At 45.0% G+C, this 14,581-nt stretch carries 12 protein-coding genes; 10 read left to right on the top strand and 2 right to left on the bottom strand.

Annotation, left to right across the window (positions count from 1 at the left end; genetic code table 11):
- Positions 1-22 precede the first annotated feature (22 nt).
- On the bottom strand, positions 23-1,306 hold the full coding sequence (locus tag AAC033_RS11070; protein ID WP_339738033.1) for a gliding motility-associated C-terminal domain-containing protein: 1,284 nt from the start codon (positions 1,304-1,306) through the stop codon (positions 23-25).
- A gap of 177 nt (positions 1,307-1,483) precedes the next feature.
- Here AAC033_RS11070 and AAC033_RS11075 point away from each other — a divergent pair, with 177 nt between their 5' ends.
- The 6 genes from AAC033_RS11075 (at position 1,484) to dnaJ (ending at position 8,508) form a co-directional block, all read left to right on the top strand.
- Entirely contained in the window at positions 1,484-3,796 is a 2,313-nt protein-coding gene (locus AAC033_RS11075; RefSeq protein ID WP_339738035.1) for a UvrD-helicase domain-containing protein, read from the top strand.
- Positions 3,797-3,974: 178 nt separating this feature from the next.
- The gene (locus AAC033_RS11080) at positions 3,975-4,595 is read left to right on the top strand and encodes a DUF4290 domain-containing protein (protein ID WP_339738037.1); all 621 of its coding nucleotides are present in this window, start codon (positions 3,975-3,977) and stop codon (positions 4,593-4,595) included.
- A gap of 14 nt (positions 4,596-4,609) precedes the next feature.
- Positions 4,610-5,917 (top strand): UDP-N-acetylglucosamine 1-carboxyvinyltransferase, encoded by a 1,308-nt coding sequence (murA, locus tag AAC033_RS11085; RefSeq protein ID WP_339738039.1) that lies wholly within the window; start codon positions 4,610-4,612, stop codon positions 5,915-5,917.
- Positions 5,918-6,033: 116 nt separating this feature from the next.
- Complete coding sequence (locus AAC033_RS11090) at positions 6,034-6,558, top strand: TlpA disulfide reductase family protein (RefSeq protein ID WP_339738041.1); 525 nt, start codon at positions 6,034-6,036, stop codon at positions 6,556-6,558.
- A gap of 159 nt (positions 6,559-6,717) precedes the next feature.
- Entirely contained in the window at positions 6,718-7,329 is a 612-nt protein-coding gene (locus tag AAC033_RS11095; protein ID WP_339738043.1) for a nucleotide exchange factor GrpE, read from the top strand.
- A 15-nt stretch (positions 7,330-7,344) separates the two neighbouring features.
- Complete coding sequence (gene dnaJ, locus AAC033_RS11100; protein ID WP_339738045.1) at positions 7,345-8,508, top strand: molecular chaperone DnaJ; 1,164 nt, start codon at positions 7,345-7,347, stop codon at positions 8,506-8,508.
- A gap of 79 nt (positions 8,509-8,587) precedes the next feature.
- Here dnaJ and AAC033_RS11105 read toward each other — a convergent pair whose 3' ends face one another.
- Complete coding sequence (locus tag AAC033_RS11105) at positions 8,588-9,679, bottom strand: glycoside hydrolase family 88 protein (RefSeq protein WP_339738047.1); 1,092 nt, start codon at positions 9,677-9,679, stop codon at positions 8,588-8,590.
- 322 nt (positions 9,680-10,001) lie between these two features.
- On the opposite strand from AAC033_RS11105, the gene hisG reads away from it, so the two are divergent.
- The 4 genes from hisG (at position 10,002) to hisB (ending at position 14,567) form a co-directional block, all read left to right on the top strand.
- Positions 10,002-10,859 (top strand): ATP phosphoribosyltransferase, encoded by an 858-nt coding sequence (gene hisG / locus AAC033_RS11110; protein WP_339738049.1) that lies wholly within the window; start codon positions 10,002-10,004, stop codon positions 10,857-10,859.
- A gap of 56 nt (positions 10,860-10,915) precedes the next feature.
- Complete coding sequence (gene hisD / locus AAC033_RS11115) at positions 10,916-12,199, top strand: histidinol dehydrogenase (RefSeq protein WP_339738051.1); 1,284 nt, start codon at positions 10,916-10,918, stop codon at positions 12,197-12,199.
- Positions 12,200-12,273: 74 nt separating this feature from the next.
- A complete protein-coding gene (gene hisC, locus AAC033_RS11120; protein WP_339738053.1) occupies positions 12,274-13,305 on the top strand; it encodes a histidinol-phosphate transaminase in 1,032 nt (343 codons plus the stop codon).
- Between the two features lie 119 nt (positions 13,306-13,424).
- Positions 13,425-14,567 carry a bifunctional histidinol-phosphatase/imidazoleglycerol-phosphate dehydratase HisB gene (gene hisB, locus AAC033_RS11125; RefSeq protein WP_339738055.1) on the top strand — a complete coding sequence of 381 codons (1,143 nt, stop codon included), beginning with the start codon at positions 13,425-13,427 and terminating at the stop codon, positions 14,565-14,567.
- Positions 14,568-14,581 lie beyond the last annotated feature (14 nt).

Genomic DNA, 14,581 nt, shown 5'->3' on the forward strand with positions numbered 1-14,581 from the left:
CCCCTTTCTTTCATCATTTGCCTCATTTCTCCCTGAACAGGTGAAAAAAGCCATGAGCATTCCGTGTTTGGTCATCGCGCCCTTTGGCTTGAACCACGTAATAATACACTCCCGGACTGGCATATCTACCTCCAATCTTACCATCCCAAGCCGACTCACTAACTGTTTCGTCAAATCCCTGGACATTATTATTTTCCCAGGAATGGATTTTCTTACCCCAACGGTTAAAAATCTGAACGTTAATTGATCTGACAGATTGATACTTGATAATAAACTCATCGTTCACACCATCGCCGTTGGGCGTAAACACATTGGGCACTTCAACCAGTGAAGTTTGTGCGACAATAAAATCAGGAAGATAAAAGGTGTCGCGACACGCTAAATCATTAGAAAACTTGGCGGTGACCAGTTTAACCTGGTAGGTTCCTGAATTTTCATAGATGAACACCGGGTTCGGATCAATGGCCGTTTGCAAAATACTGTCCTGTACCACCCCCACATCTTGTCCTTCTAAAATCATTTCATCCCGATCGCGAAAGAAAAACCATTCGTATTGATCGGCATTTAGCGAAGTGCTGGTAAACGATACTTCCAGAGGTGCTTCACCTTCGATTGGGCTAGCGGTAAACGAAGCCTCGGTAACAACACTTTGATACAAAACACTCACTATAACCTGACATTCAAAACGGTCATAAACCATTAGAGTATATTCTGTATCCCGGGCCGGGGGCGAAAAAATCTGTGGGCTCAGCACTGCAGCAACCTGGTTACCATCGGCCGTCCATCGTGTTTTTACATCTTTAAACACCTGTCGTTCATCTCCGGTTGTCAAATCGTAATAGATCAACGGAGCCTCTTCAAACTCAGCCTGAATCTGGAAATAATCACAGGTCGATTCCACTATCTCTGCTGTTGCCGTGTACCAGCTGTTCATCACCCAGGCCGTGTATGTTTCGGTTGTTACACCCGAAGTAACTTCAACCCGATAAGCACCACTTTCCAAATTGCTGATAGTGGAGGTTGAAGCTCCCGAATTATCGGAAAGGAAGGGATCAAACGAGCCGGTTGCCGGATTGTACCTTGTCCATTCGAACGTAGCACCCGCTCCGCTTGCCGAAGTTGCGGTTAGTCGCCCGGCGTTTTGATCGGGTGCAGAACAGAAAATGTGGATTTGATCCTGCGAACCTGCGCTATACTCTGTCGGGATTGAAGCATCGGAATCAGCAGAAATCTGAGCATCAACAGTTAACGAAAAGGAAAACGAAATCAACAAAAATGCAAGTGGTAGTGTCTGTTCTAATTTCATCTTTAAAAATCAGCTTGAATTATATGACCTTACAATATTAACGTTTAAAATTGATTTATCTTTTACGCCGTTTCATTTTTTAGCCCGATTCCTTTTTGTTGAAAACTAGGCCTGCACGACACAGCAAAATAGAAAAATAGGTTATACTTTTGAAGCTGACTTTGAAATACTGTGATTGTGAACTACCTCGAAGAATTAAACAAAGCCCAAAGACAAGCAGTTGAAAACACGGATGGCCCCTCACTGGTGATTGCTGGTGCCGGTTCAGGAAAAACCCGTGTGCTCACCTACCGGATTGCCCACCTGCTGAAACAGGGCGCGAAGCCGGGAAGCATTTTGTCGCTGACATTTACCAACAAGGCTGCAAAAGAAATGAAAGAACGGATTGCCAAAGTTGTCGGCTCACAATCGGCCAAAAACCTCTGGATGGGGACTTTCCATTCCATTTTTGCCCGTATCTTGCGGGTCGAATCCGAAGTTCTTGGCTATCCTTCGAATTTCACCATATACGATTCTGCGGATTCCAAAAGCTTGATCAAAACGATCATAAAAGAGTTTAAGCTGGATGATAAAACGTACAAACCCAACGTGGTTTCCAGCCGGATATCCGCCGCAAAAAACAGCCTGATTACTCCAGCAGCTTATGCCACCAATGCCCAGATCAGAGAATACGACATGAGCATCCGGATGCCGCGCATTGCCGAAATTTACAAAGAATATGCCCGCCGTTGCTTCCTGTCAGGCGCCATGGATTTTGACGACCTGTTACTGAAAACCAACATCCTGTTTCGCGACAACAAAGCAATTCTCCAGAAGTACCAGCAACGTTTTGACTACATCTTGGTGGATGAGTATCAGGATACCAATTTTGCCCAATACCTGATTGTAAAAAACCTGGCAGCCACTCATCAAAACCTCTGTGTGGTGGGCGACGATGCACAAAGCATTTATTCTTTCCGTGGCGCCCGGATTGAAAATATCCTGAACTTCCAGAAAGACTACCCTAAACACCAGGTTTATAAGCTGGAGCAAAACTACCGATCCACCCAAACCATTGTGAATGCGGCCAACAGCGTCATTGAAAAGAATAAACACCAACTTCAAAAACGTGTTTTTTCTGAAAATGCAGAAGGAAACCGGATCAAGGTTTTTTCGGCCTTGACCGACAATGAAGAGGGCTATTTGGTAGCCAACGAAATAACGGAAACCCGCATGCGAAATCACTATCGATACGAAGATTATGCGATTCTGTACCGCACCAACGCGCAGTCGAGGATTTTTGAGGAATCGCTGCGGAAACGAAATATTCCTTACAAAATTTATGGCGGCCTGTCGTTTTACCAGCGCAAGGAAATAAAGGATTTGCTCTCCTACTTCAGGGTGGTGATCAACCCTAAAGATAATGAAGCTGTCAAACGGGTTATCAACTATCCTGCACGAGGCATTGGAGCCACTACGCTGACTAAACTGGAACAGGCAGCAACTGCCACAGGCGTCAGCATTTTCGAAGTCATTGAACAAAGCGCTATAATCAACCATGCGGGATTGAATAAGGGCACACTTAGCAAAGTGATGCAGTTTGTGGGACTCATCAGACAATTTCAGGAAAAAATTGATCTGAACGATGCCTACGAGATGGCCAGCGAAATTGCAACGCAAACCAGCATCATCAAAGATTTGTACAAAGATCAGACACCAGAGGGGCTAAGCCGTTTTGAGAATATTCAGGAATTGTTGAACGGGATCCAGGAATTCTCCATCAATGCGAAAGAAGAGGGCCAACCCAACTTACTGGCCAACTACATGGAAGATGTAGCCCTGCTCACCGATCAGGACTCGGAAAAAGACGAAGACCGGGACAAAGTCACCCTGATGACCATCCATTCGGCCAAGGGATTGGAATTCAAAAATGTATTTATCGTTGGGGTTGAAGAGAATCTGTTTCCTTCGAGCCAGTTTGGTAACATTACACCAGAGGCCTTTGAAGAAGAGCGCCGCTTGTTTTATGTGGCCATCACCCGGGCTGAAGAAAATGCCTACTTAAGTTTCGCCCGCCAAAGGTATCGCTGGGGAAAGCTGGATTTCTGTAACCCCAGCCGCTTCATAGCCGATGTTGATCAGCAATTTCTGGATCTGCCAGATACAGAAGAATTCAATTTTGAAGACGTGCCAACTGAAGGAAAAGCCATTCAAAAACAAACATTTGGCAAGCCAACTGCGGCCGCACGACGCCCGCAAACTGCTGATCAGCCAGGGATCAATCAAAAACTTATTCAACTACGCCAGGCAAAAAAACAGGCGCAAAACTTCGACGGCGATGATCCCCGCGATATACAGATGGGTATGATGGTTGAACACCAGCGCTTTGGAAAAGGAAAAGTTCAGCAAATCGAAGGAAGTTTTCCGAATTTAAAAGCTACAGTTTTCTTCCCCAATGCAGGACAAAAACAATTGCTGCTTAAATTTGCGAAGCTTAAAATCGTGCAATAATTCATCAAATCGATGGAATAACATGCAACCAATCAAGATTTTCGAAAATAAATTTGTACGCAAAATAATTTCACTTAGCTTTGCATTCAGAGAAAATCTACTCCACTTTCAGATTATCAGCTGAATTACCGAATTATACAACCTTGTTTGACACAAAAGTTTATTAGATATTTTTTAAATGGATTACAACTCGAATCGTAAAAAATTACCCCTGCCAGAGTATGGGCGTAATATTCAGAATATGGTCGATCATATCATGACCATTGAAGACCGCGAAGAACGCAATGTGGCCGCTAAAACCATTATTGACATCATGGGAAACCTTTATCCCTACCTTCGCGATATTAATGATTTCAAACACAAGCTTTGGGATCATCTGGCCATTATGGCTGATTTTAAATTGGACATTGAGTACCCTTATGACCCACCTAAGCCAGAAACGTTCCAGGAACCTCCTAAAAAAGTTCCCTATTCCAGCAACCACATTAAACTGCGTTACTATGGAAAAACCCTGGAGCTGATGGTTGACAAAGCCGCAGAATATGAAAATGGAGAAGAAAAAGAAATCCTGATTACCCTGCTGGCTAACCATATGAAAAAATCGTACCTGACCTGGAACAAAGACGCCGTGGACGATGAAAAGATCTATCAGGATCTGGAGCTACTATCAAAAGGACGAATTAAAAGAGAAGGATTGAATCTGGCTGAAACACGCGACATTCTTATCCGTTCGGCCCCCCGCAAGAAACAAAACACCGGTCCCGTCCGCGGTCCTAAAAAACACCGCAAAAACGATTAATACTTTCCAAAGAGATGGCAACATTTCAAATTGATGGAGGCAAAAAACTGAGTGGCACGCTTCAACCTCAAGGCGCTAAAAATGAAGCCCTTCAGGTTATTTGTGCGACTCTATTGACACGTGAGCCAGTCTTAATCACCAATATTCCTGAAATCAGGGATGTTATGAAGTTGATTGAAATTCTTAGTGAGTTGGGCGTAAAAACCATGCGTCTAAAAAAAGGAGAATATCAGTTTCAGGCTGACGAAGTGGATTTCCAACACTTAAAGTCGGAACATTTTGCACAACAAGCCTCCAGTTTGCGCGGATCAATTATGATCGTTGGTCCCCTGCTGGCTCGCTTCGGAGAGGCTCTGATTCCCCAACCGGGAGGCGATAAAATTGGGCGCCGCCGTCTGGACACGCACTTTGTGGGGTTGCAAAAGTTGGGTGCTGAATTCAATTATGACGCGGACAACCATTTTTATCAAGTCACCGCCAAAAAGTTGCAAGGAGCTTATATGCTGCTTGATGAAGCGTCGGTGACCGGAACAGCCAATATTCTAATGGCAGCGGTTATGGCCGAGGGAATCACCACCATTTACAACGCCGCCTGCGAACCATATTTACAGCAACTATGCAAAATGCTGGTTTCCATGGGTGCTAAAATTGAAGGCATTGGCTCCAACCTATTGCGCATTGAAGGTGTCGATAAGCTAGATGGCTGCAAACACACCATCCTGCCCGACATGATCGAGGTGGGCAGTTTCATTGGTCTTGCCGCTATGACCGGATCGGAAATCACCATCCCCAATGCCGGCATTGAACACTTGGGAATTATTCCCGAAGCGTTTAAACGACTGGGAATTCAATTACAAATTCAAGGCGACGATATTTTCATTCCTTCACAGGATGAATACGAAATTGAAACGTTCATCGATGGATCGATCATGAATATTTCCGATGCTCCCTGGCCAGGATTAACCCCCGACCTGCTGAGTATTTTTCTGGTGGTTGCCACCCAGGCAAAAGGAAGCGTGTTGATCCACCAGAAAATGTTTGAAAGCCGACTGTTTTTTGTCGATAAACTTATTGACATGGGTGCACAAATTATCCTTTGCGATCCGCACCGGGCAACCGTTATTGGACTGAATAAGAAGCACCTGCTTCGAGGAACAACCATGTCATCGCCCGATATTCGTGCAGGAGTAGCCTTGCTGATTGCCGCACTTTCGGCACAAGGCAAAAGTGAAATCTTCAACATCGAGCAAATTGACCGGGGTTACGAAGCTATTGACCAGCGGCTGCAAGCCATTGGAGCAAGCATAAGGCGCGTGAATTAAAAACAAGAAGTCCCGTTTAGTTTGTTAATATTTCCAAAAAAACAAGACTCAATCTCCTTGCATGTATTCATTTTTACTATTATTGAGCTCGATTTATTTTAAACAAGTTTGAAAATATGAAACAGAAAATTCTTATAGCACTGGCCTTGGTCTTTGGATTGACCATCCAGTCAAAAGCAGGAGACGATGTTAAGATTGGACTACAAATTGGCAATAAAGCCCCTGAAATAGCCGAGCAGTCCGTAGATGGTGATGAATTAAAACTATCGTCGCTCGAGGGAAAAATGGTATTGATCGACTTTTGGGCGTCCTGGTGCGGACCCTGCCGCCGCGAAAACCCGGCAGTTGTTGCAGCCTACGAAGAATTTAAAGACAAGAAATTCAAAAATGGCAATGGATTCACCGTTTTCGGTGTTTCGCTTGATAAAAATAAAACAGCCTGGGAACAAGCGATCGAAGCAGACAAGTTAAGCTGGGAGTACCATGTTTCCGACCTAAAAGGATGGCATGCCAAATATGCGGCGGTTTACGGTGTTCGCGGTATTCCCGCAAACTTTTTAATTGACGGAAACGGCGTTATTGTGGCCAAAAATTTGCGTGGCCCCGCTTTGGAGAATGCATTGGAGCAATTATTAAAATAAGATTATATAAATCGGTTCACCGGAAGGCAGTACAAGCGTACTGCCTTTCTTTTTTTAATTTTGTCAGCAAATTTCAATGCAAGTGTGCCAAATTGTCCCTTGGCATCGAATGGCAACATATTTGTAAAACTCAATCCGATAATATAAAACGTGGAAAAAATGGCAGAAGAAAAGATTAAAAATAAGCAAGAGCAAGAAAATCAAACAGACGTAAAAGAAAACACGGCTCAAAAACAGGACGAGACTGCTGAAAAAGATACTAAGACCAAGAAGGCCAAAGCCAAAAAAGAAGATAAAAAGTCGAAGCAAGATCAAACCGACGAAAAAATAGAAGCATTGGGAAACGAATTACTGGAATTGAAAGACAAACACATTCGTCTGCAAGCCGAATTTGACAATTACCGCAAGCGGACGATGAAAGAGAAAATGGATCTGATCAAGTCAGGCGGAGAAAGTGTCATTGTCAATATTTTGCCGGTAATTGACGACTTTGAGCGCGCACTCATGGCTTTCAGTGAGATGAAAGATGATGATCCTCTAAAACAGGGAATTAGCTTGATCTATAGCAAATTCAAAGAATTTCTGAAGCAAAACGGAATTACTGAAATTGAGGCAAAAGAGAAAGATTTCGACACCGACCTGCACGAAGCGGTAACCAAAATTCCCGCACCAAAAGAAGAGCTGAAGGGAAAAGTGGTCGATGTAATTCAGAAAGGTTACCTCATGAACGATAAAGTCATTCGCTTTTCGAAAGTGGTGATTGGCGAATAGACAAAAAAAACAAGTATGACAAAAAGAGATTTTTACGAGATTTTAGAAGTAAGTAAAAACGCTTCGCCTGAGGAAATTAAGAAGGCTTACCGTAAAAAAGCCATTCAATATCACCCGGATAAAAACCCGGATAACAAGGAAGCTGAAGAAAAATTCAAAGAAGCTGCCGAAGCTTATGAGGTTCTGAGTAACCCGCAGAAAAAACAACGGTACGACCAGTTTGGCCATGCCGGCGTTGGCGGAGCTGGTGGTGGCGGAGGATTCAGTCAGCACGATATGTCAATGGACGACATCTTCTCCATGTTTGGGGACATCTTCGGCGGAGGTGGTTTTGGCGGCGGGTTCAGTGGATTCGGCGGCGGCTCCAGAGGAGGCGGCAGAAGGGTCCATCGCGGATCGGATTTACGCGTAAAAGTCACGCTTTCACTTCAAGATATTGCCAACGGTGTAGAGAAAAAACTTAAGCTCAAAAAATACAAAGCCTGCGACACTTGTCATGGCACAGGGGCCCAGGGAGGCAACGATTACACCACCTGTTCAACCTGCCGCGGAAGCGGTCATGTTACGCGGGTCACCAACACCTTGTTGGGGCAAATGCAAACCACGGCGACCTGTCCGAGCTGTAATGGCGAAGGCCAGATCATTAAAAACAAATGTACCGCTTGTGCCGGCGAAGGTGTTGTTCGCGACGAAGAAGTGGTGACCATCAAAATTCCCGCAGGTGTTGCCGAAGGCATGCAACTCAACGTTTCAGGCAAAGGTAATGCTGGCCGGCGTGGCGGACTGAATGGCGATTTGCTGGTGATTATTACCGAGGAAAACCATCCGGATCTGATTCGCGATGGCAACAATCTTATTTACAACCTCTTTTTGAGCCTGCCCGATTTTGCATTGGGGGCAACAGCGGAAATACCAACGGTTGAAAGTAAGGTGAAAGTAAAAATTGAAGCCGGAACACAGCCCGAAAAGATTTTACGCCTGCGTGGCAAAGGACTGCCCGATGTCAATGGTTATGGAAAAGGCGATTTACTCGTTCGTATTCATGCGTGGGCCCCGAAAAATATTTCGGCCGAAGAAAAGAAGATGCTGGAAAAATTGCAGGAATCACCCAACTTCAAACATACGCCGGGAGCGGGTGACAAAAACTTTTTTGAAAAGATGAAAAACATCTTTGAATAAATACGCTGTGATAATCAACTAAGAAAGCGGCTTCTCCAATGGAAAAGCCGCTTTTCTTTTATTTTGAAAATCAAATCGACTACCAATCCATTTTTATCACTTCGCTGCCAGCCAAAAGAAAAGCGCCGGTACCATATACTTCCCAGCTGTCGTTGGTAAAATTCGCGCGCGGATCGGCTCCAATGGGCTGTGTCCAGCCCACATGCCCATCCGGCTGAATCAAGCCATTCAGCCCAATCCAGGCTTTCTCCACCACCGGTTGATATTCGGCTTTCTCAAGCAAGCCATTGTTGACTCCCCATGCCAAAGCATAGGTGAAAAACCCGGAGCCACTCGCCTCGCCTCCCGGATAAGACCTGGGATCGAGCAAGCTGGCGCGCCACAGGCCATCTTCCTGCTGAAGCGATTTAATCTTTTCGGCCATTTTCAGAAACTGATCCTCATAAAAGCTACGCTTGTCATAATCCGCAGGCAATTCTTCCAGCACACGAACCAAGCCCCCCATCACCCAACCATTACCACGCGACCAGAATATTTTCTCGCCATTGGCCTCATATTTGGGTTCTTTCCAATTGGTTTGATACTTCATATCACGGGCGTACAGATTTTCCTTTTGATCGAAAAGCAAATCATAGGTCTCCTGAAAAAGCTGATCACTAAATTCAAGGTATTGAGGTTCGTCCAAGGTCACCCCCAGTTTGACCAAAGCGGGGGGAGCCATAAACAAAGCATCACACCACCACCAGGTAATTGGGCGAATTTCACCCGTCTCATAAGGAGTTCCCATCATTTCATCCACCGCTTCGCGGAACGGTTCAATCATCTTCTTATCTTTTTCAATCCTGTACACATCAATATAGGTTTGACAAATCGCATGATCATCGGCATGTTGCAGGCGTGGACCCGGCTTCCACTCGTTGGCCTCGCCCATTTCAATCATCGCATTCCACAGCTTTTTTGAACTCGTTGTTTCCCAAGCCGCAAAAACTCCGGCATAAAAAGCTCCGTTAGTCCAATCATACAACTCGTGCTTTGGGTTTTTCAACTGCCAATATGCAGCTTTATTCATGGTTCTTTTGATGTATCGCGGCTTAAAAAACTTGTCTGTATTTTGTGCATTTAATGTTGCTGCGAAGAAGGCCAGCAGAAAAAACGAAAGGATCTTTTTCATAACAATTTGGGATTAGGTTTAATCAACTTTTCAAAAATAATAAATTAATGCAATCGATTGCTAAGTAAACTCAAAATTAAAAAATGAATAATTATTCACCCTAAAATAATAGTTTGTCACTTTTGTGTTTGGTACACTTTTATTTTATCGCTATACTTGCAGCACAAAACGAAAATGAAATGAATAACAAACTTGGACATTACGGCCATCATCACAACATCCTATTTCTTGGTAGGCCGTAATTCTTTTGTTTTGTTTTAAAAATATTAACCCAAAGAAGGCTTACCGAAAGGTAGGCCTTTTTTATTGAACTTAAAATAACATGACACAACTGAGAATTGCGATCCAAACAAAAGGCAGGCTGAATGAGGATTCCATGCAACTCATGGAAGAAGCCGGAATAAAGATTAATCTTGGAAAACGAAAACTTTTGGCGGCCGCCAAGAACTTTCCCCTCGAAGTTTTATTTCTTCGTGATGATGATATTCCGCAAGCGGTAGCCGATCAGGTGGCCGACATTGGCATTGTTGGCGAGAATGAAATGTTGGAAAAAAAGGAACAAGTAAAAATCATCAAGCGACTGGGGTTCAGCAAATGCCGCTTAAGCCTGGCGATTCCAAAATCGGAAGACTACCCGGGAATCGAATGGTTTAATGGTAAAAAGATTGCCACGTCGTATCCTGTAATATTGAAAGATTTTCTGGATAAAAACAACGTTACGGCCGATATTCACGTCATCTCCGGCTCCGTTGAAATCGCCCCAGGAATTGGTTTGGCCGACGCCATTTTCGACATTGTCAGCTCGGGTTCAACACTGGTTTCAAACCGCCTAAAAGAAGTTGAAGTCGCCCTGCATTCTGAAGCTGTTTTGGTGGCCCCCGAAAACCTTTCTCCCGAAAAGCAAGCCATTGTCGACGAGATGATCTTCCGCATGGAATCGGTTGAGCGCGCCAAAGGTAAGAAATATATTTTGCTGAATTCGCCCAACGACAAGATCCAGGAAATTTCAGCCATCTTACCGGGAATGAAAAGCCCAACCGTCACGCCACTGGCCGAAGAAGGCTGGAGCTCGCTGCATTCGGTGATTGCGGAAAATGACTTTTGGGAAATCATTGGCAAGCTGAAAGCTGCCGGCGCACAAGGTATCCTGGTTGTTCCAATCGAAAAGATGATTTTCTAGGCCGCCTCTCAAAGGGCCATTCGAGCGACAAAAATTTTCAATTCAAACACAAACGCATGAAACGTTACTTAAATCCCGATAAAGCAAGCTGGCCGAAGATTCTTGAACGGCCACTGTTTAATGCTGCTGACCTGACCGGAAAAGTCAAGGCCATTCTGGATGAAATCAAATCGGACGGCCTACCGGCTATTCAAAAATTTACTGAGCAGTTTGACGGAGTCTCCATCCGCGAGTTCATCGTAACTGATGCTGAAATCGAGGAAGCCAGCCAATTGGTGGATGCTGAATTAAAAGCGGCCATGGAAGTCGCTGCTTCGAACATCCAGCGGTTTCACGCCAGTCAGAAAACCGCATTGAAAAAGATTGAAACCACACCTGGCGTTGTGTGCTGGCAAAAAGCAGTGGGTATCGAAAAAGTGGGTCTGTACATTCCGGGCGGATCGGCGCCGCTTTTTTCAACGGTACTCATGTTGGGAATTCCAGCTAAAATTGCCGGCTGCCGCGAAATTGTCTTATGCACCCCACCAAACAACGAAGGAAAAATTCATCCAGCCATTTTATTTGCAGCAAAATTAGTGGGAGTCACCAAAATATTCAAAATCGGTGGCGTTCAAGCTATCGGCGCATTAGCGTACGGTGCCGGCCCCGTTCCTAAAGTTTCTAAAATATTTGGCCCGGGCAACCAATATGTCATGGCTGCCAAACAATTGGTCAGCATCAGCGATGTAGCCATCGACATGCCCGCTGGCCCATCCGAAGTAGCCGTTTTGGCTGACGAATCTGCTAATCCTGCTTTTATTGCTTCCGATTTATTGTCTCAAGCCGAACACGGCCCAGATTCGCAAGTGGTCTTGGTTTGCAATTCTGAGAAATTGGTTGAAGAAGTTGAAACGGAGCTGGCCAAACAACTGACTGAATTGAGCCGAATGGAAATTGCCATAAAGGCCTTGAGTCATAGTGTTGCCATTGTTTTGAACAACGAAGACGAAATGATTCGAATGATCAACGAATATGCACCTGAACACCTGATCATCTCCATGAACAATTACCTGGAGGTCGCTGAAAAAATCGTCAACGCCGGCTCGATCTTCCTTGGAAATTACACTCCCGAAAGTGCCGGGGATTATGCTTCGGGAACCAATCACACTCTGCCAACCAATGGCTGGGCACGATCCTTTAGTGGCGTTAACCTGGACAGTTTCATTCGTAAAATCACTTTTCAGGAAGTCACTGAAGGCGGCATTCAAACCCTGGGCCCGGTCATTGAAAAGATGGCCGCAGCCGAACAACTGGACGCACATAAAAATGCCGTCAGTTTAAGACTAAAAAGCTTAAAGTAACCACCGACCTTCCCCCCCTTGCAAAGGGGAGGTGTCCCGATTTACCGGGACGGAGGGGTCAACTTGCATACAAAATGGAAATAGACAAACTCATACGCACAAACATCAAAAACCTGAGGCCCTATTCATCAGCCCGCGACGAATACACCGGTGAAGCCATGGTTTTTCTCGATGCCAACGAAAATCCGTTCAACGAACCCTACAATCGCTATCCGGATCCGCTGCAACGAAAAGTGAAAGAAAAGATCGCCGCCATCAAGGGTTGTGAGCCGTCGCATATCTTCCTGGGTAATGGAAGCGATGAACCCATCGATCTGCTGTTTCGTGCATTTTGCGAACCGGGACATGACAATATGGTCACGATCGACCCAACCTATGGGATGTACCAGGTTTCGGCAGACATTAACGATGTAGAAGTTCGAAAAGTCAAATTAAACCCGGATTACAGCTTTTCGGCAGATGCGCTGTTGGAACAAGCAGATGACCAAACCAAGCTGATTTTTATCTGCTCGCCCAACAACCCCACCGGCAACTTGCTCGACAAAAGTGAAACAATCAAACTCATCCAAAGCTTTTCAGGCTTAGTGATTGTTGATGAAGCTTACATCGATTTTGCTCCGGGAGCCAGTCTGCTGACCAAACTTAATCAACACGAAAACCTGGTCATCCTTCAAACCTTTTCCAAAGCTTGGGGAATGGCTGGAATCCGACTCGGAATGGCTTTTGCGAGTCCGGAAATCATCCGGATCTTCAACAGAATCAAGTATCCGTACAACATCAACATGCTCACGCAACAAAAGGCATTGGAACTGATTGAGCAGGTAGCCGATAAAAACCAATGGGTGGACTTGCTGATTGACGAACGAAAAAAACTGGCGGCAGAACTCATCAACTTTCCGTTTGTTGTAAAAGTATTTCCATCGGATGCCAATTTTCTATTAGTAAAAATGCATGATGCCCGCGGCATTTATGAGTTTTTGGTCGAAAATGGCATCATTGTTCGCGACCGTTCGAAGGTAGTCTTGTGCGACGATAGCCTTCGCATAACTGTTGGATCAACCGAAGAAAACCGAATCTTGTTGGAAAAGCTGAATGAATTGATTTGAAAAAAGTCCATCTCCCGATAACCTCGTCATTTCGAACTTGTTTTCGGAATCTGTCGGGATTCCGGGAAAGGTCCTGATACAAGTTCAGGATGACGTTTAACTAACAAAACCCTTGCTTTATGACAACATTAAATACTCATATGAAAAAGGCACTATTCATCGACCGCGACGGTACACTGATTCGTGAACCCGAGGACGAACAAATTGATTCGCTCGAAAAGCTGGAGTTTCTTCCCAATGTTTTTCGAAACATGCATTTCATTGCTAAAAACCTGGATTACGAATTGGTGATGGTGACCAATCAGGATGGCTTGGGAACGGACTCCTTCCCGGAGGAAACCTTTTGGCCGGCTCACAACAAAATGCTTCTGACTTTTGAAAACGAAGGCGTTGTTTTTGATGATATCCTGATCGACCGGAGCTTTCCCGAAGACAATGCGCCGACCCGCAAACCCCGAACCGGGCTGATGGGAAAATTTTTGGATGGCAGTTATGACCTTGCCAACAGCTTTGTTATTGGGGATCGCCTCACAGATATTGAACTAGCGAAAAACCTCGGAGCAAAAGGCATTCTGATCAATGATGGATCTTTGACAGATGAACTGAAAAAGCAGGGCTTGGAATCATTTTGCACGTTGGTCACCACCAGTTGGGATGCTATTTACGCCCGGGTTGCCGCTCCGGAGCGAACAGCCAAAGTGAAGCGCAACACGAAGGAAACGCAGATCAAAATTGAACTCAATTTGGATGGTACCGGGAAAGGCGACATCAGCACAGGCCTGCATTTTTTCGACCACATGCTCGACCAAATTGCCCGCCACGCCGGTGTTGATTTAACGATCCGGGTGAACGGCGACTTGCAGGTGGATGAGCACCACACCATCGAAGACACAGGATTAGCACTGGGAGAAGCTTTCAAGCTGGCTTTGGGTGATAAGCGCGGCATTGAACGCTACGGCTACAGCCTGCCCATGGATGATTGCCTGGCACAAGTAGTCCTCGATTTTGGCGGCCGCCCCTGGATTGTCTGGGACGCTGAGTTTAAGCGCGAAAAAGTAGGCGACATGCCAACCGAAATGTTCTTTCACTTTTTCAAATCATTTTCCGACACCTCGCTTTCAAACATCAACATCAAAGCGGAAGGCGAAAATGAACACCATAAAATTGAGGGAATCTTTAAAGCCCTGGCCCGCGCCATTAAAATGGCCATTAAGAAAGATCTGTTTAACTTTGAACTGCCTTCAACCAAAGGCGCATTATAAATTTCAACCACGAA

The sequence above is a fragment of the uncultured Sunxiuqinia sp. genome (assembly GCF_963974515.1).
Classification (GTDB): domain Bacteria; phylum Bacteroidota; class Bacteroidia; order Bacteroidales; family Prolixibacteraceae; genus Sunxiuqinia.

Excerpts from the sequence above, each read along its gene's own strand:
- AAC033_RS11070 (WP_339738033.1), bottom strand. The coding sequence starts at position 1,306 with ATGAAATTAGAACAGACACTACCACTTGCATTTTTGTTGATTTCGTTT.
- AAC033_RS11080 (WP_339738037.1), top strand. The coding sequence starts at position 3,975 with ATGGATTACAACTCGAATCGTAAAAAATTACCCCTGCCAGAGTATGGG.
- murA (WP_339738039.1), top strand. The coding sequence starts at position 4,610 with ATGGCAACATTTCAAATTGATGGAGGCAAAAAACTGAGTGGCACGCTT.
- AAC033_RS11090 (WP_339738041.1), top strand. The coding sequence starts at position 6,034 with ATGAAACAGAAAATTCTTATAGCACTGGCCTTGGTCTTTGGATTGACC.
- AAC033_RS11095 (WP_339738043.1), top strand. The coding sequence starts at position 6,718 with ATGGCAGAAGAAAAGATTAAAAATAAGCAAGAGCAAGAAAATCAAACA.
- dnaJ (WP_339738045.1), top strand. The coding sequence starts at position 7,345 with ATGACAAAAAGAGATTTTTACGAGATTTTAGAAGTAAGTAAAAACGCT.
- AAC033_RS11105 (WP_339738047.1), bottom strand. The coding sequence starts at position 9,679 with ATGAAAAAGATCCTTTCGTTTTTTCTGCTGGCCTTCTTCGCAGCAACA.
- hisG (WP_339738049.1), top strand. The coding sequence starts at position 10,002 with ATGACACAACTGAGAATTGCGATCCAAACAAAAGGCAGGCTGAATGAG.
- hisD (WP_339738051.1), top strand. The coding sequence starts at position 10,916 with ATGAAACGTTACTTAAATCCCGATAAAGCAAGCTGGCCGAAGATTCTT.
- hisC (WP_339738053.1), top strand. The coding sequence starts at position 12,274 with ATGGAAATAGACAAACTCATACGCACAAACATCAAAAACCTGAGGCCC.
- hisB (WP_339738055.1), top strand. The coding sequence starts at position 13,425 with ATGACAACATTAAATACTCATATGAAAAAGGCACTATTCATCGACCGC.